The organism is Lactococcus sp. UBA7128, from assembly GCF_002492185.1.
In the GTDB taxonomy this organism is placed as follows: domain Bacteria; phylum Bacillota; class Bacilli; order Lactobacillales; family Streptococcaceae; genus Lactococcus; species Lactococcus muris.
Genome location: NZ_DKXK01000022.1, coordinates 22,714 through 39,437, shown reverse-complemented (window position 1 = coordinate 39,437; position 16,724 = coordinate 22,714). Strand labels below are relative to the sequence as shown.

Here is a 16,724-nt window from a genome sequence, read left to right as displayed (position 1 = left end):
GCACTTAACTTGACAATTCAAGCTTTAAAAAATCATAATCTAACTCAAGAAAGAATCAAAAGTATCAGTTGTTTCCTGCCAAGTAAGGTATTTCACAACATACTTGGATACTTTTCCTGCATAAAGCGAAATCAAAGCAGATTCACTATGTTCTATTAACATAACCTCATAAAGCAGCTGCTAGACGCTCCTTACTGCTCCCCTACCAGTCCGTTCCGATTTTATTTTTTAAGCGTACGTCTTCTAGAAGAACTGTAGAAAAACCTTCTATTTTTCAGAAAGCAAAACAAAGATACCTGATTCATTATTGTCGCACAATCTTATTTTGCGTGAAGAAGTTCACGTAAAATAAAGCTATGAAATCCCCTCCAAATTTGGTAGAATAGACATATCATATAATAGTAGGAGAAGAATCGTGACTTATTCTGACGCACACCTTAAACTTTTTTCACTGAACTCAAACCCAGAATTGGCCGAGAGAATCAGCAAAATTATGGATGTTCCTTTGGGAAAAGTAACTTCAAAACAGTTTTCCGATGGAGAAATCATGATCAATATGGAAGAAAGTGTCCGCAATCATGATGTTTATATCATCCAGTCAACCAGCTATCCTGTTAATGACAATATCTGGGAGTTGTTAATCATGATTGATGCCTGCGTCCGTGCTTCTGCGCACTCTGTCAACATTGTTATGCCTTACTTTGGCTATGCACGTCAAGACCGTACAGCTTCAAGCCGTGAACCTATTACAGCTAAACTTATAGCCGATATGCTTGTCAAAGCTGGTGCTGATCGTGTTTTAACTTTGGATCTTCACGCCGTTCAGGTACAGGGATTCTTTGACATTCCTGTAGATAATCTTTTCACCGTTCCTCTTTTCGCAGAATATTACATGAATCAAGGATTGTCTGGTGATGACGTCGTGGTTGTTGCGCCAAAAAACTCTGGTATTAAACGAGCACGCAGCCTTGCTGAATACTTGGAATCTCCTATAGCCATCGTTGACTATGAAGACGATGATGCTAAACGTGAAAATGGTTATATCATCGGTAATGTGGAAGGTAAGAAAGTTATTCTTATTGACGATATATTAAACACAGGTGTGACTTTCTCAAACGCTGCTTCTGTCGTTCGAGAAGCTGGTGCAGAAGACGTTTATGCTGTAGCGAGTCATGGTCTCTTCACAAAAACGGCAGCAGACTTGCTTGAAAACTCTGGCATTTGTGAAGTCCTTGTTACAGACTCCGTTGCTACTAAGAACCGAAAGCCTAATAATGTAAAATATCTCAGTGTAGATGAGCATATGGCTGATGCAATCCTTCGCATTCACGAGGGCCGTCCTGTGTCCCCACTCTTTCAGTTTGATAAAACTCAGGACTAAAAATTATAGTTAAACAATAGCTTGTAAGACTCAAATGTGCAAATTGAGTCCAATCAAGCAGGTGATTCTTTCCATTTGACAGAATTGTGCCAAAATACGTTAAGTACTTATAGGCAAATTTCTATAAACACAAGATTGCTAAAAAACGCTAAGATTATGAAATCTCAGCGTTTTCTATAGGATTGAAGTACCCTAAAATTCAGAAACGCCTCTTACTTGTCCTTGCCTCAAGCTTCCACAAGATCAAGACGGTGTAAAATCAAAAACGCTGAATAAGGACGCAAAGAAAAGGCGGATTACAGGCAAAGATATGTAACCACTTGTCCTCACCAAATATTTAAGCAGCTTCTTTGTGACACATGGCTTTGATATCTGACTCTGCGCCTATGCCAGCCCTTATTAAGCAATGAATTTTTACTGTTCGTTTTATTGAAAGCCTTGACAAACAAGGAGCTATTTAGACAAAAACTGTTAAACACACACAATGCTACTTAGCGGCTCCCTTTTGATGACTACTTTCAGCATTCTGGGATATAAAAAGAGAACAGCAAATCTCTCTATTAACCCTTAAGTTTTCTACTGTCTATAGAAAAAAACAGGCTTCTAAAAGCCGTTTGCTAAAAAACATTCACTTTTAGCTCTTTATTCGGTGAAAAATAGTTTCACTTTAAAGTCACCGTATCTCACATGGTCTTACTATTGATGCGTAAAAGCTTACGCAGCTTGTCCTCATCATCTTTGACCAAGCAAAGCAGGATGATTGTTTAATTTTCATGCATTTGTCGTGATGAATTCTGAGAATCACTTGCGAAATTTATAAAATTCTGATAGAATGACGGTAGAAGTTAGTTTTGAGCCCATCTTTTCTAGAGAGCTTGCGGTTGCTGGAAGCAAGTAAAGATACTCTAAACATTCTGCTTCTTGATTTGTTTTTTCTTGTGAAAGCAGGAACGTGTTTCTCGCGATAAGGGAACTAAAGTCCTATCCATAGGGTAGGAAATTTAGGTGGAACCGTGCTTATGGCGCCCTAATTCTTCTTTATAGGAGGATTAGGGCTTTTTATTTTATATTTAGAAGGAGATTTTATGCTTGACATTAAAAAAATCCGTGCAGATTTTGACGGAGTTGCCGCAAAACTTGAAACTCGTGGTGTAAAAAAAGAAACACTTCAAGAACTTCATGACCTTGACGTACGTCGTCGTGAGTTAATTGTACAGTCAGAAAACTTGAAAAAGAAACGTAATACTGTATCTGATGAAATCGCTGGTATTAAACGCGAAAAAGGTGATGCTTCTGAGAAAATAGCTGCCATGAAACAAGTTTCTGAGGATATTAAAGTTATTGATGCTGCGCTTGCGGACATCGAAGAAAAACTCACAGCTTATACAACAACTTTGCCTAACTTACCACATGATGATGTTCCTGTAGGCGAAGATGAAGATGACAATGTCGAAATTCGCCGTATCGGTCAAACGCCTGAGTTTAGCTTTGAACCAAAAGCACATTGGGAGCTGGGAGAATCTCTTGGCATTCTGGACTGGGAACGTGGCGGAAAAGTTTCTGGCTCTCGTTTTCTCTTCTATAAAGGAGCTGGTGCTCGTTTAGAACGCGCTGTCTACAACTTCATGCTAGATGAACATGCAAAAGAAGGATATACTGAAATGATACCGCCTTACATCGTTAACCAAGACTCTATGTTTGGTACAGGTCAATATCCTAAATTTAAAGAAGACACGTTTGAGCTAAATGATGACCGTGGTCTTGTGCTGATTCCAACAGCTGAAGTTCCTTTGACGAACTACTACCGCGGCGAAATCTTGGACAATACTGAGCTTCCTGTTTACTTCACAGCGATGTCTCCGTCATTTCGCTCTGAAGCAGGTTCTGCTGGACGTGATACACGTGGGTTGATTCGTCTTCATCAGTTCCACAAGGTAGAGATGGTCAAGTTTGCTCGCCCTGAAAAATCTTATGACGAATTAGAAAAAATGGTTGAAAATGCTGAGAATATTCTTCAAAAATTAGGATTATCCTATCGCGTAATTGTTCTCTCTACAGGAGACATGGGATTTTCAGCCGCTAAAACTTACGATTTGGAAGTTTGGATTCCTGCCCAAAACACTTACCGTGAAATTTCAAGCTGTTCAAACTGTGAAGACTTCCAAGCACGTCGCGCTCAGATTCGTTACCGTGATGAAGAGGGTAAAGTAAGTCTCCTTCATACTCTAAATGGTTCTGGTCTTGCTGTTGGTCGTACAGTAGCAGCTATTCTTGAAAATTATCAAAATGAAGACGGTTCAGTTACTGTCCCTGAAGTTCTTCGTCCTTATATGGGTGGTTTGGACGTTATTAAATAAGATAATAATTGGAAGACTGGAGGTAAAAACCGTAACTCTTTCCGATTTATCTCAAAAACAAAAATGCTTAAGTGCAGTACATTACGTGGCTCTTAAGCATTTTTCATTTTTTAGAAGCTAAGCTTTGAAACAAAAAGCCTGAAGCTCAAACTTTTTTTGATTATAACTCAACAATATTACCAGATTTCAAGTAGACGATCCATTCACAAAGATTGACCGCATAACCTGTGATACGCTCCAGGAACACAAGGGTCATCAGATAATCTTTACCTGTCGTAATTGTTTCTGTATTTTCTTTCATGGCATCCAATATTTTCTCTTGAATTTCGCCACTTACATTTTTTACTGTTTGGTATTGATCCGCGATTTCACGTGCGCGTTTATCATTGCCTTGAATATAAGCATTCAATGAAGCATCCACGACAGCTTTTACCTTTTCTCCTAAAAGTGAGATATCCTCTTCCACTTCATGGATACGTTCTTCACCTTTCAGGTTAATCGCCGCTTTGGCAATCGAAGTGACATGATCTCCCATACGTTCCAAGTCACTTGAAGCTTTAAGCACAGTAATAATCGTCCGCAAGTCCCCTGAAACAGGCTGTTGCAACGCAATCATTTCCAACGATTTTGTTTCCAACTTTGTTTCCAATTGATTAATCATTTCGTCGCTTGTGATGACATCTTCTGCCAGCTCACGATCATGACTTACAAAGGCACGAACTGCTTTATTTAATTGTGCAGATACTTGTGTTCCCATTGAATAAAATTGGTTGTGAAGTTTGTTGAGTTCTTCTTCAAATTGTGTACGTAACATTTTTTCTCCTCTTAACTAAGCGCAGAGCAATAGGTGCTCTTTCCATCATATCATATTATCCAAACTTACCAGCAATATAATCTTCTGTTTCTTGTTTCTCGGGATTAAGGAAGATTTTTTTCGTGTTATCCATCTCCACCAAATCACCATTGAGCATGAATGCTGTACGGTCTGATATACGTGAGGCTTGTTGCATACTGTGAGTCACAATGGCTAAGGTATAATCTTCTTTTAACTCCAAAAGCGTTTCTTCCACGTGTCCAGCAGAGATAGGATCCAACGCGGAAGTCGGCTCATCCAACAAGATAATCTGAGGGTTGACCGCAAGAACACGCGCGATACACACACGCTGCTGCTGCCCACCAGATAAACCAAGTGCTGAAGTATGGAGGATGTCCTTCACTTCATCCCAGATATTGGCTGCTTTTAAAGAGTTTTCAACGACTTCATCAAGCAGTGCTTTATCTTTAACCCCCTTAAGCCGAAGACCATACACAACATTTTCATAGATTGAAAACGGGAAAGGGTTGGGTTGTTGGAAAACCATTCCGATTTCCTTGCGTAAGTCCACTGTGTCCACTTTGGGACTATATATATTATGACCTTTATACATGATAGCACCAGTGATGGTCACTGTCGAAATCAAATCATTCATGCGGTTAATAGAGCGCAAGAGCGTTGATTTACCACATCCAGAAGGGCCGATAAGTGCTGTAATCTCATTAGGATAGAATTCCATATTGATTTGATTGAGCGCTTTTTTCTTACTGTAATACAGCGAAAGGTCGCTGACTGTTAAAATTGCTTCTTTTGTCATATTGTCCTCTCGATTATCCAAAGTGTCCTGAAACATAGTCTTCTGTAGCTTTGAGGTTTGGCTGCGTGAAGATTTTGCTTGTTTCGTCATATTCAATCAAATCGCCCGAATAGAAGAATGCCGTATAGTCAGACACGCGACTGGCTTGTTGCATATTGTGTGTGACGATAATAATCGTATAGTCCTTCTTCAGCTCTGTCATCGTTTCTTCAATTTGCATGGTTGAAATTGGATCCAGAGCTGAGGCTGGTTCATCCATCAAGATAATCTCAGGTTTAACTGAAAGTGCTCGAGCGATGCAAAGACGTTGAGCTTGCCCGCCTGAAAGTGCCAAAGCAGACTTGTCTAAACTGTCTTTGACTTGCTCCCATAGAGCTGCTTGTTTGAGGGATTTTTCAACAATTTCGTCTAGTTTTTTCTTGTCTTTAATCCCTTCACGGCGATGAATAAAGGCGATATTTTCGTAGATTGATTTTGGGAAAGGATTTGGTCTTTGGAAAACCATTCCAATCTGTTTGCGCACTTCGTAAACATTGACTTTAGGATCACTAATATTGACACCTTCATACATGATTTCACCTGTCACACGGGCACCGTCAATCGTGTCATTCATACGATTTAGAGAACGCAGATAAGTCGATTTACCAGAACCTGATGGTCCGATTAGAGCCGTAATCTGATTTTTGGGAAATTGCATAGAAACCCCATGAATCGCCTCTTTTGTGCCATTATAGAAAACCCGCAAATCATTCGTTGAAAGCGCGATATCTTTGTCGAAAGTCAAAATGTGACGTTCGTTCCAATCATAAGTTGCCATATTTTTCTCTATTCCTTACTAATTTCCAGATGTGAGTTTCTTATGGAGACGGTTTCCAAGGAAACGTGCTCCGAGGTTGAACAAGAGAACAAAGATAATCAAGACTGCAGAAGCTCCTGCAGAAATCTGAGTCGCTGTTGAAATTGTTCCCTCAGTATTCAAAGCCCAGATGTGAACAGCTAATGTTTCTGCCGGTCGAAAAAGGGATAAGGGACTTGTCAATGACATTGGGTTCCAATTGGCCCAGTTAATCGGCAAGTTAGTTTGACCTGCAGTATAAATCAAAGCGGCTGCCTCACCAAAAACACGCCCTGAGGATAAGATAACCCCAGTCAGGATACCGGGCACAGCCGCTGGTAGGATAACCTTAGTGGCTGTTTCCCATTTTGATAAGCCCAGTGCCAATCCGCCTTCACGCTGCATTGTAGGAATCGCACGCAATGACTCTTCAACATTACGTGTCATCAAAGGAAGATTGAAAACCGTAAGCGCAAGAGCACCTGATAATACTGAGAACCCTAGCCCAAACTGAATAACAAAGAGCAACATCCCAAAGAGACCGACAACGATTGAAGGAAGGGATGATAGTACTTCAATAGCTGAACGAACTGCCCCTGTCAACCAGTGTTTTTGGTTGGCATACTCTGAAAGGTAAATACCTGCACCTAGTGACAAAGGGATAGAGATAATCAATGTTACCACTAACAAGTAAACCGAATTAAACAGCTGGATAGCAATCCCCCCTCCAGTCAATGGATTAGAGGGTGTTGTCAAAAAGTCCCACGAAACAAAAGGCAAGCCTTTAACTAGAATATAAATCAAGAGAAAAGCAAGTATAGCGACAATAATGCCTGAAAGGGCGTAAAGAACGCCTGTGGCAATCTTATCTGTACGTTTAGCATTCATTATTTAAGGCTTCCTTTCTTAGCAATAGCGCGCATCGCGATGTTGAACAGCAATGACATAAGGAGGAGGAGAAGTCCAAGAGACCAAAGTGCATTCAGTTGGATACCTGGAGTAGCATTTGGAATACCTGATGTCAAAATTGAAGTCAGAGTTGAAGCTGGAGAAACAAGATCTTGCGGCATTGTTACAGCATTTCCGACAACCATTTGGATAGCTAGAGCCTCACCAAAGGCGCGCGCCATTCCAAAGATTACAGCAGTCAAGATACCAGGTGCTGCTGCACGGAGCAAAACACGCCAAATGGTTTGCCAGCGGGTTGCGCCTAAACCAAGTGAAGCTTCACGATAATGCGGCGGAATTGCCTTAAGTGCATCTACAGTCATCGAAGTAACTGTAGGTAAAATCATGACAAAGAGAACAAATACCCCTGCCAACAACCCAAGACCTGTTCCACCAAATGTATTACGGATAAGTGGAACAACAACAGTTAAACCAATGAAACCATAAACAACTGATGGGATACCCACCAAAAGCTCAATAACCGGTTGCAAAATTTTTGCCCCATATTTTGGCGAAATTTCAGTTATATAGATTCCTGCACCAATAGCAAAAGGTGTAGCAACTAATGCTGAAAGTACCGTAACGATTAAAGAACCTGTAAACATTGGCAAAGCGCCAACTGCAGGTTTTCCGTCAGGACCAATCGCTCCTGGTTCCCAATGTGTTCCGAAGAGGAATCGGAAAGGATTAACTCCATCAACAAAAAAAGTTGAAAGTCCTTTCTGAGCGACAAAGACCAAAATGAGTCCAACGACAAAGACAATAATAGCAATACATAAAAACGTCAATGTCTTACCAAATTTTTCCAAACGCGAATCTTTCGAGTTGGAAAGTAATTTTTCTTTAATTTTTGAATTTTCCATAAATACCCTAGTCATTTATTTAATCGGTGTAACTTTACCTTGATAATCACGATCTACTTTCATTTCTGATATGGGAATAAAGCCAAGTTTTTTTAGCGTCGCTGTATCCTTTTTTACATAGCTGATAAAACGATTTTCTACAAAATTTTCGTTTTTATTATTCGTATACATGTGTTCATAAGACCAAACTTTCCAAGTATTGGTCGTTACATTAGCATCCGAAGGCTCTACCCCGTCCAAACTTAGCGGTTTAATACCTGGTTTGTTCATATAGGAGAAGGAAACGTAACTTATAGCCCCTGGTGTTTGACCGACCAGCTGCACAACTGAACCTGAAGCATCTTGTGTTGGACCATCAATTTCACGCGCACCATTTAGAGCAAAGTTATCAAAGTTCACACGCGTTCCTGACCCTGATGTGCGTCCGATAACGGTAATTTCCTGATCTGGTCCACCAACTTCTTTCCAGTTTTTTACTTTACCTGTAAAAATGGCAATCAGCTGTTCTTGCGTCACGCCGGATAAGTCAAGCTCCTTGTTAACTATTGGTGAAAAGCCAATAACTGCAACCTTATTTCCAGTAATCTTAGAAGTATCTATACCTGATTTTTCCTCAGCAAAGATATCTGAATTACCAATTTGGAAAGAGCCTGCTGCCACTTGTGCTAACCCCACTCCTGAACCACCGCCCTGAACCATGATAATATCTTCTGGATATTTTTTCATATAGTCCAAAGAAATTTGTTCCACCAGTGGTTTTAAAGCTGTTGAACCACCCACTGTAACCTGATTTGAATTCGGCCCACATGCCGCCAAAGTCACAAGACTCATTGCTGCAAATAAAGCCATTAAAATTTTCTTTTTCATAACTTTATTTTAGCATAAATCAAACCTAAATGACTGAATACTTAACGCTTACAATGTAAACATTTTGTAAATGAAAGCGCAAAGAGAGCACTTGAAATATTGCTCAAGCACTCCTGCTCCTGTCATTTCTGTAAAGAATAAAGTTTCTCTTGAAAGAATTAGACACTGGTTTCACTATAGCTTATTTATTGGTAATTTTCCCCTGAGAATCGCGTTCAACCTTCATTTCTGAAATTGGGATATAGCCTAATTTTTTGATTGTTTTATCATCTTCGGTAACATATTTAATAAAATCTTTTTCGACCGATGTTTCCTTGTCTTTGTTTGTATACATATGCTCATACGACCAAACTTTGTAGCTATTATCAGCAACATTTTCCACTGTCGGTTTCACATTGTCAATACTTACCGCTTTGATGTCTTTGCTCTTGTCAAGATACGAAAAGGCTACATAAGAGATTGCCCCAGGTGTTTGACCAACCATCGTAACTGCTGTACCACTTGCATCCTGTGTTGGTCCATCAACTTCTGTTGCACCACCAAGCGCTAAATTATTAAAGTTCACACGCGTACCTGAACCCGCTGCACGACCGATTACTGTAATTTTCTCATCTGGTCCACCAACTTCTTTCCAATTCTTAACTTTACCTGTGAAAACATCAATCAACTGTTTTGTTGATAAGTTTTCGATATTTATATCCTTATTTACAATTGGAGCAAAGCCCACAACAGCTACTTTATAGTCGTTCAGTTTAGAAGCATCAATGCCTGACTTTTCTTCTGCAAAGATATCTGAATTACCGATTTGAAAGGTTCCTGCTAAGACCTGAGTCAAACCTACACCTGATCCGCCACCTTGTACAGTGATTTGAACTTCTGGCTTTTGAGCTGTATACTCTGTTGCAGCTTGTTGAGCCATTGGCTGTAGAGCTGTCGAACCTCCAGCAATGATTTTTCCTGCTAAAGCAGATGAGTCCGTATTGTTTGTTGCTGTATCACTGTTTCCACAAGCTGCTAGAGTCAGGAGGGCTGCACCAGCGATAATTCCAGAAAGTAACTTTTTCTTCATGAGATGTTCTCCAATAATTTCTTTGTCTTCTCGTAAGTTCCTTTACTTACATCACTATCTTAACATTGGAAAGGATAGATAAATGTTAATACTTCGTAAATACTGGGTAAATGGTTGGTAAATAACTTGCTTCTTTCTTTAAAAGTTCTATTTGTTCAAAGTTCACAAAAATGGAACCGCCTATGGTTGAGCGATTCCATTTTTTGTTTTTTCTCGTTTTAAAGAAGTTTAGAAAGTTACTTTCTGACTCTTTTAGCGATTATATGCCTTAAGTTGACGGGCTATATCACGGTTTTGCTCTTTGCGTTTTAAGGTTTCACGCTTATCGTATTGTTTTTTACCGCGAGCTAGACCCATAAGCACTTTGGCAAAACCATTTTTGAGATAAACTTTCAGAGGAATAAAAGTAATTCCTGTCCCTGCGAGTTCTTTCTCAATTTTGGCAATTTCTTTTTTATGGAACAAGAGTTTACGGGTACGCAACTCGTCCACATTAAAAATATTTCCCTGCTCAAAAGGAGCAATATGAACGTTGGAAAGCCAAACTTCTCCGTCTCTTACACGTGCAAAACCGTCCTTTATCTGTATTTTGGCTTGACGAACCGACTTAATCTCCGTTCCTGTTAAAACGATACCTGCCTCAAAAGTCTCAAAAATTTCATAATCATGCCGCGCCTTTTTATTTTGCGCTAAGGGCTTGTCTACTGTGTTTTTTACCATGAGTTTATTATAACAGAAAAATAGAGAAGGTGCTTTTCATCAACTTATTATAACCTTCTCGTTCAAAGAAGCATTTTCCATTAGCTGCAATGAAAACAGCTTGTTATGGCAGAAAAAGCGAATTGTTGCCCTTCTTTCAAAAAGCTCATCTGTTACTAAGCACAGACACATTTATCTATCAATCATTACTCAAATCTTGACCATTCGAAGCAATGACTTTTTTGTACCAATTGAAGGATTTCTTCGGTGTACGCTGTAGTGTTCCATTTCCTTGATCGTCACGGTCCACATAGATAAAGCCATAGCGTTTGGACATCTCGCCCGTTGAGGCTGAAACTAAGTCAATACAGCCCCAAGAAGTATAACCCAGAAGCTCAACACCATCCAACTCAACCGCCTTCACCATCTCGGCGATATGATCTGCCAGATAAGCGATTCGATAGTCATCAGCGACATAACCGTCTTCATCTGGTTTATCCACGGCTCCTAAGCCGTTTTCAACGATGAAAAGCGGTTTTTGATAACGGTCGTAGAGGGTATTCATGGTTGTGCGTAAACCGACAGGGTCAATCTGCCAGCCCCATTCTGAGGCTTTGAGATATGGATTTTTAATAGAGGCAAAGATATTACCAGAAGTTTCCTCATCCCCTTCTTCTAAAACTTTTGCGACACGGCTAGAATAATAAGAGAAGGATACAAAATCAACGGTATTTTGGGCAAGAAGTTCTTCATCCCCCTCAACCATAGGCAAAGAAATTCCCTCACGTTCCAGTTGCTTCAAGAAGTAATTCGGATATTTGCCACGCGCCTGAACATCAATCAAGAAAAGATTTTCTCTATTTTTATCAAGAGCTTCACGAACATTTTCTGGTTTGGAATCCCATGGATAGTAATCTCCGGCTGCTACCATACAACCAATTTTATTTTCTGGATCTATTTGGTGCGCAATTTTTGTTGCTAATGCTGAGGCGACAAGTTCATGATGTGCTGCAGTAAAGAGAACTTCATCACGGTTTTCACCTTCCTCAATATAAACCCCTGCTCCCATGAAAGGCGCATGCAAAAGAACGTTGATTTCGTTAAAAGTGAGCCAGTATTTGACCAAACCTTTATAACGGGTGAACAAAACCGTCACTAAATTTTCATAAAAACCAATCATCTTACGGTTACGCCAGCCCCCGTACTCTGTCACCAAATGCATTGGAATATCAAAGTGTGTGATAGTTACCAGAGGTTCAATATCATACTTGCGCAGCTCTTTAAATATTTTTTCATAAAAGAGAAGTCCTTCTTCATTAGGCTGACTCTCATCGCCTTTTGGGAAAATCCGCGACCAAGCAATAGACATCCGGAAAGTTTTAAAACCCATTTCCGCAAATAATGCAATGTCTTCTTGCCAATGGTTGTAGAAATCAACGGCTTCATGCCCTGGATAGAAGAGCCCTTCTTCTGGCTGTAGATGTTTTTCAAGTCCTAAAATAATCGCTCCTCGGCGCTCACCATGTGGGGCCAAGTCCACATTTGCAAGCCCACGACCACCTTGATTCCAGCCGCCCTCATACTGGTTGGCAGCCGTTGCGCCGCCCCAGAGAAAATCTTTAGATAATGGCATATTAATGCTCCTTTATGTATGTTAGATTTTGCTGCATACACCTTTTCGTAATGTATGCGTTATCAATGTCTATATTATAACAAAAACAAGTTTACAAAGTTAAGGAAAGTCTGATACTTTTGTTCCTGTTTTTCGAAACAAAAGTGTCAAAAATAGACAATACCAACTTTAAAACATCCCTCAAAATCATTTATAACACTGTTTCACAGGATTTTACATCCAAGAGAAAAACTACTTATAGCGCGCGTATTTTCTTATTAAAAAGAATCTAATAGACCCACAACTTTCAGAACAAGGAGGAAAAGTTCTGTATTATTTTTATCGTAACATCTGGACTTCTGAATCGTATTCGGAATTATCAGGATAACTTTTTAAGGACTTCAAAATAAAGCACCAACTATGAGGAGAATTTCTCGAAACAGACCCCTACTATATCTTGGTGGAGCAGTCATAGCTGCACCTCTCTTACGTAAAACCCAGTCAGAAGATGAAGGCTGGCTTGTCATCATTATCCATTGGGGTTTATCTGCGAAGCTCTCCTCTCTTGTGGGTGCTTTCTTCTCCCAAGTCTATCTGAATCTTGCTCTTATCTTAACACTGTCAACGCTAGAAGAGCTTTCTTTAACTGCAGGTTTATTCTTCAAACCATTAGCCAGTTAATTTCCTTGAAAAAACGGCCTTCTTTAAAGAAAACTGCTTTTAAATGTCTTGCCCTTTTCACTATTATTTTTATTTTTTTCTTGCCGAAAACTGTGTGTTCGGTGCGCCAGACGCTCCAAAAGAGCAACAACAGGTAACTGAGTCGTCAGCTGTCCCAAAGCATGCACCTTAGAACTTTCAGCTGCCACATTATAGGGAATGGCAACATCTGCCATATTAGACAAAGTATTATTCCTTTCATTAGTAATCGAAATAACTTTTACACCATCTCTTTTATAAGATGCGATAGAACCAATTATGAAGTTGGTTTTCCCTGAAATAGAAAGGGCAACAACTGTCATCGATTGAGCATTATTCGTCATCAATGGCTGGTAAGGATCGGTCACTTCAAATGCAGGAAGCCCTGCATTATTAAAATACTTTGTACCATAGTCAGCTAGAGCTCCAGATGTTCCGACACCGATAAAAACAGTATATTCGGTTTCCTCCAAGAGCTTTGCGGCTTCATCGATAAGTTTCAAATACTCCGGATTCCGTAAGCGTTTAGTAAACAGTTCAAAGGCGAGAAGATTGTCATATTCTGCAGCATCTGCTTTCAGCGAAATTTTATCTCTTTGAGCACGTAGATAGCCTTTCATCTCATTCCAACCTGAAAAACCTAACTTACGCGTCATACGTACAATCGTAGTTGTTGAAACATGAACGGAAGAAGCAAATTCACGAATGGTCATTTTCATAACACATTCAGGTTCTTTTAACACGTGTTCAAAAACCATACTTTCAAGATCGTTGAGCTTATTTAAGTGACTATCTTCAATCATTCATTTCTCCTTATCAACTGTTTTTTTCGATTACTTCAGTATATCATATACGTTACAGAATACAATAAAAGGTGATTCTAAAAGAATTTTTGTCTTTGACAAAAATATATGACACGAACATAACAATAAAAATGGCTGATATTTTATCTACAAATTGCTAACTCATCTTTAACCGCACTGTCGCAAAGTCAAAAAAGTCTTTTCGCTCCATTTTGATTTTCTGCGAAAAGACCTTATTTTTTATTCCAATATTATTTGTAGGCTATTTTAGAACCAACATTTTCGATGAGCTCTGGGATTCCAACTGCATTGGTTCCACCAGCCATAGCCATATCTGGTTTACCACCACCACGGCCATCAATGTATGGTGCAAGTTCTTTGATTAAGTTTCCTGCCTTAACGTCAGCTGTTTTACTTGCCACAAGAAGACTCACTTTTTCGCCAATCTTAGCTACGAGCACAAGCACATCTGACAAATCTTTCTGTTTCCATATATCCGCAAGGTTACGAAGAGCTTTTGCATCAGGAACCGTTACTTGACTTGCAATAAAGCGAGTATCTGCCGCCATGAGAACATTTTTAAAGACTTCTTCAGATTGGCTGGCCGCCAACTTGCCTGCCAAAGCTTCTTTTTCTTTTTGAGCTGCTTTTAGTTCTTCTTGAAGAGCTGTTACTTTAGCTACAACTTGTGCTGCTTGTGGCGCTTTGACAGCTGCTGCAACTTCGTTCAAAGTATTTTCAGCAGCTTTAAATGCTTCATAAGCCTTCTGACCTGTTACAGCAACAATACGGCGTACGCCCGATCCGATGCCTTCTTCTTTGATAATCTTGAAGAGGCCAATCTCACTTGTCGTCGCTGTGTGTGTTCCACCACAAAGCTCAACAGAATAATCGCCGATTTTAACAACACGAACATTTTTACCGTATTTTTCGCCAAAGAGGGCCATTGCACCCATTTCTTTCGCTGTTTCAATATCTGTTTCGATTGTTTCAACAGGCAATGATTGCCAAATGACTTCGTTAACTTGATGCTCAATATCTGCTAATTCTTCCTTGCTTACAGGTGCAAAGTGCGTAAAGTCAAAGCGGAGGAATTCTACCTCATTAAGTGAGCCTGCTTGCAGTGCGTGTTCCCCCACAATATTATGCAAAGCGGCATGAAGTAAGTGAGTGGCCGTATGATTTTTGACAATGCCATGACGGCGCTCTGTATCAATTTCCAGTGTGTATGTCTCACCAACGGCAAGAGTCGAAAGGATATTGACCATATGTAGATTTTGACCGTTTGGTGCATGTTGGACATCCTTGACTTCCGCTACTACTTTACCTGCTGCATTTTTGATTACACCGTGGTCGGCAACTTGTCCCCCCATTTCAGCATAGAAAGGTGTTTTGTCAAAAATAAGTTGAGCCTCACCACTTGCAGTATTTACCTTCTCATCATCTTTAACAGCAACAAGGAGTTTTGCATCATATTTTTCCACATCGTAGAGGAATTCTGATTCTTCCTTAATCGATTGAAGTGTTTCATTCTGAGCGCCCATCGAACCACCTTTTACTGCCGCCGCACGTGCACGGTCTTGTTGCTTCTTCATGGCTGCTTTGAAACCTTCATGATCAATCTTAAAACCAGCATCTTCTGCCAATTCTTCCGTCAATTCTACAGGAAAACCATATGTATCATAAAGGCGGAAGATATCTTGACCTTCAAGTGTTGTCTTTCCTTCTTCTTTAAGTTTGGCAAGCAATTCATCAAGAAGCTTGCTTCCTTCATCAATTGTACGACCAAAAGCTTCTTCTTCACGGTCGATAATTTGCATGATAAAATCTTGTTTTTCGAGTACTTCTGGATAGTAAGATTCCATGATTTGCCCGACAATAGGAACAAGTTGAGCCAAGAATTTACCTTCAATGCCCAGCTTTTTACCATGCATTACGGCACGGCGGAGAAGACGACGAAGAACATAGCCACGTCCTTCATTTCCTGGTAGGGCACCATCTCCAATGGCAAAGCTAAGCGCACGAATATGATCAGCAATAACTTTAAAGCTCATGTTATCTCCATCCGGATCATAGGTTTTACCAGAGATACGCTCAATTTCGCGAATAATGGGGAGGAAAAGATCTGTATCAAAGTTTGTTTTACCTTCTTGGATGATACAAACCATACGTTCAAGTCCCATGCCTGTATCAATATTTTTCTGTGGCAATTCTTTATATTCGCTACGTGGAACAGCTGGGTCGGCATTGAACTGTGACAAAACAATATTATAAATTTCGATATAACGATCGTTCTCTATATCTTCAGCTAAAAGTTTCAAGCCGATGTTTTCAGGATCGTAAGCCTCACCCCGATCGTAAAAAATTTCTGTATCAGGTCCTGATGGTCCTGCACCAATCTCCCAAAAGTTATCTTCAATTGGTACCAAATGACTTGCATCTACACCTAACTCAATCCAGCGGTTAAATGTATCTTTATCATCCGGATAGTAGGTAATATAAAGCTTTTCCGCTGAAAAGTCAAAATATTCACTGCTTGTGAGCAGTTCCCAAGCGTAAGCTAATGCTTCGTCACGGAAATAGTCCCCGATAGAAAAGTTACCTAGCATTTCAAACATTGTATGATGACGTGCTGTCTTGCCCACATTTTCGATATCATTTGTACGAATCGATTTTTGAGCATTGGTGATGCGCGGATTTTCAGGAACAACTGAACCATCAAAGTAGGGCTTTAATGTGGCAACCCCTGAGTTAATCCAAAGCAAAGTGGGATCATTAACAGGAACCAATGATTGTGAAGGTTCAATAGAGTGTCCCTTTGATTGAAAGAAATCAAGGAACATTTGGCGCACTTCTGTAGAAGTCATTTTTTTCATAATTACTCTCCTAATAAAATAGCTTTCATATATTTTATGTGAATATTCACACAATATAAAAACAAAAAATCCATCGCAAACGAG

14 protein-coding genes are annotated in these 16,724 nt (G+C 39.9%); 3 read left to right on the top strand and 11 right to left on the bottom strand.

Translation table 11 applies throughout. The features are described from left to right. Positions 1-415: 415 nt before the first annotated feature. Entirely contained in the window at positions 416-1,381 is a 966-nt protein-coding gene (locus B4H39_RS02905; RefSeq protein ID WP_202230585.1) for a ribose-phosphate diphosphokinase, read from the top strand. 1,085 nt (positions 1,382-2,466) lie between these two features. Then, complete coding sequence (gene serS / locus B4H39_RS02900) at positions 2,467-3,738, top strand: serine--tRNA ligase (RefSeq protein WP_251422300.1); 1,272 nt, start codon at positions 2,467-2,469, stop codon at positions 3,736-3,738. A 160-nt stretch (positions 3,739-3,898) separates the two neighbouring features. Here serS and phoU read toward each other — a convergent pair whose 3' ends face one another. The 9 genes from phoU to B4H39_RS02855 form a co-directional block, all read right to left on the bottom strand. Next, positions 3,899-4,552, bottom strand: a complete 654-nt coding sequence (gene phoU, locus B4H39_RS02895; RefSeq protein ID WP_202230587.1) for a phosphate signaling complex protein PhoU — start codon at positions 4,550-4,552, stop codon at positions 3,899-3,901. Between the two features lie 55 nt (positions 4,553-4,607). Next, the gene (pstB, locus tag B4H39_RS02890) at positions 4,608-5,369 is read right to left on the bottom strand and encodes a phosphate ABC transporter ATP-binding protein PstB (RefSeq protein WP_237459950.1); all 762 of its coding nucleotides are present in this window, start codon (positions 5,367-5,369) and stop codon (positions 4,608-4,610) included. A 13-nt stretch (positions 5,370-5,382) separates the two neighbouring features. Beyond that, positions 5,383-6,186: a phosphate ABC transporter ATP-binding protein PstB gene (pstB, locus tag B4H39_RS02885; RefSeq protein WP_202230588.1), complete on the bottom strand. Its 804-nt coding sequence runs from the start codon at positions 6,184-6,186 to the stop codon at positions 5,383-5,385. An 18-nt stretch (positions 6,187-6,204) separates the two neighbouring features. Next, entirely contained in the window at positions 6,205-7,092 is an 888-nt protein-coding gene (pstA, locus tag B4H39_RS02880) for a phosphate ABC transporter permease PstA (RefSeq protein ID WP_202230589.1), read from the bottom strand. Next, positions 7,092-8,015 (bottom strand): phosphate ABC transporter permease subunit PstC, encoded by a 924-nt coding sequence (pstC, locus tag B4H39_RS02875; RefSeq protein ID WP_202230590.1) that lies wholly within the window; start codon positions 8,013-8,015, stop codon positions 7,092-7,094. Before pstC ends, pstA begins: the two co-directional genes overlap by 1 nt. 15 nt (positions 8,016-8,030) lie before the next feature. After that, a complete protein-coding gene (locus B4H39_RS02870; protein ID WP_251422306.1) occupies positions 8,031-8,882 on the bottom strand; it encodes a phosphate ABC transporter substrate-binding protein in 852 nt (283 codons plus the stop codon). Between the two features lie 181 nt (positions 8,883-9,063). After that, entirely contained in the window at positions 9,064-9,951 is an 888-nt protein-coding gene (locus B4H39_RS02865) for a phosphate ABC transporter substrate-binding protein (RefSeq protein ID WP_251422309.1), read from the bottom strand. A gap of 252 nt (positions 9,952-10,203) precedes the next feature. Continuing rightward, positions 10,204-10,671 carry an SsrA-binding protein SmpB gene (gene smpB / locus B4H39_RS02860; protein WP_251422312.1) on the bottom strand — a complete coding sequence of 156 codons (468 nt, stop codon included), beginning with the start codon at positions 10,669-10,671 and terminating at the stop codon, positions 10,204-10,206. Positions 10,672-10,849: 178 nt separating this feature from the next. Further along, positions 10,850-12,283, bottom strand: coding sequence for a 6-phospho-beta-glucosidase (locus B4H39_RS02855; RefSeq protein WP_251422315.1), 1,434 nt, complete (start codon positions 12,281-12,283; stop codon positions 10,850-10,852). 399 nt (positions 12,284-12,682) lie between these two features. Between B4H39_RS02855 and B4H39_RS02850 the strand changes: the two genes are divergently transcribed. Further along, on the top strand, positions 12,683-12,943 hold the full coding sequence (locus B4H39_RS02850) for a hypothetical protein (RefSeq protein ID WP_251422318.1): 261 nt from the start codon (positions 12,683-12,685) through the stop codon (positions 12,941-12,943). Between the two features lie 23 nt (positions 12,944-12,966). Here B4H39_RS02850 and B4H39_RS02845 read toward each other — a convergent pair whose 3' ends face one another. Together B4H39_RS02845 and alaS are read right to left on the bottom strand one after the other, a co-directional pair. Then, positions 12,967-13,764, bottom strand: a complete 798-nt coding sequence (locus B4H39_RS02845; protein ID WP_251422321.1) for a MurR/RpiR family transcriptional regulator — start codon at positions 13,762-13,764, stop codon at positions 12,967-12,969. Positions 13,765-14,015: 251 nt separating this feature from the next. Next, entirely contained in the window at positions 14,016-16,640 is a 2,625-nt protein-coding gene (gene alaS / locus B4H39_RS02840) for an alanine--tRNA ligase (RefSeq protein ID WP_251422324.1), read from the bottom strand. Between the last annotated feature and the right edge of the window lie 84 nt (positions 16,641-16,724).

Bases quoted from the DNA above. Each gene is read 5' to 3' on its own strand.
- serS (WP_251422300.1), top strand. From the start codon at position 2,467: ATGCTTGACATTAAAAAAATCCGTGCAGATTTTGACGGAGTTGCCGCA.
- phoU (WP_202230587.1), bottom strand. From the start codon at position 4,552: ATGTTACGTACACAATTTGAAGAAGAACTCAACAAACTTCACAACCAA.
- pstB (WP_237459950.1), bottom strand. From the start codon at position 5,369: ATGACAAAAGAAGCAATTTTAACAGTCAGCGACCTTTCGCTGTATTAC.
- pstB (WP_202230588.1), bottom strand. From the start codon at position 6,186: ATGGCAACTTATGATTGGAACGAACGTCACATTTTGACTTTCGACAAA.
- pstA (WP_202230589.1), bottom strand. From the start codon at position 7,092: ATGAATGCTAAACGTACAGATAAGATTGCCACAGGCGTTCTTTACGCC.
- pstC (WP_202230590.1), bottom strand. From the start codon at position 8,015: ATGGAAAATTCAAAAATTAAAGAAAAATTACTTTCCAACTCGAAAGAT.
- B4H39_RS02870 (WP_251422306.1), bottom strand. From the start codon at position 8,882: ATGAAAAAGAAAATTTTAATGGCTTTATTTGCAGCAATGAGTCTTGTG.
- B4H39_RS02865 (WP_251422309.1), bottom strand. From the start codon at position 9,951: ATGAAGAAAAAGTTACTTTCTGGAATTATCGCTGGTGCAGCCCTCCTG.
- smpB (WP_251422312.1), bottom strand. From the start codon at position 10,671: ATGGTAAAAAACACAGTAGACAAGCCCTTAGCGCAAAATAAAAAGGCG.
- B4H39_RS02855 (WP_251422315.1), bottom strand. From the start codon at position 12,283: ATGCCATTATCTAAAGATTTTCTCTGGGGCGGCGCAACGGCTGCCAAC.
- B4H39_RS02850 (WP_251422318.1), top strand. From the start codon at position 12,683: ATGAGGAGAATTTCTCGAAACAGACCCCTACTATATCTTGGTGGAGCA.
- B4H39_RS02845 (WP_251422321.1), bottom strand. From the start codon at position 13,764: ATGATTGAAGATAGTCACTTAAATAAGCTCAACGATCTTGAAAGTATG.
- alaS (WP_251422324.1), bottom strand. From the start codon at position 16,640: ATGAAAAAAATGACTTCTACAGAAGTGCGCCAAATGTTCCTTGATTTC.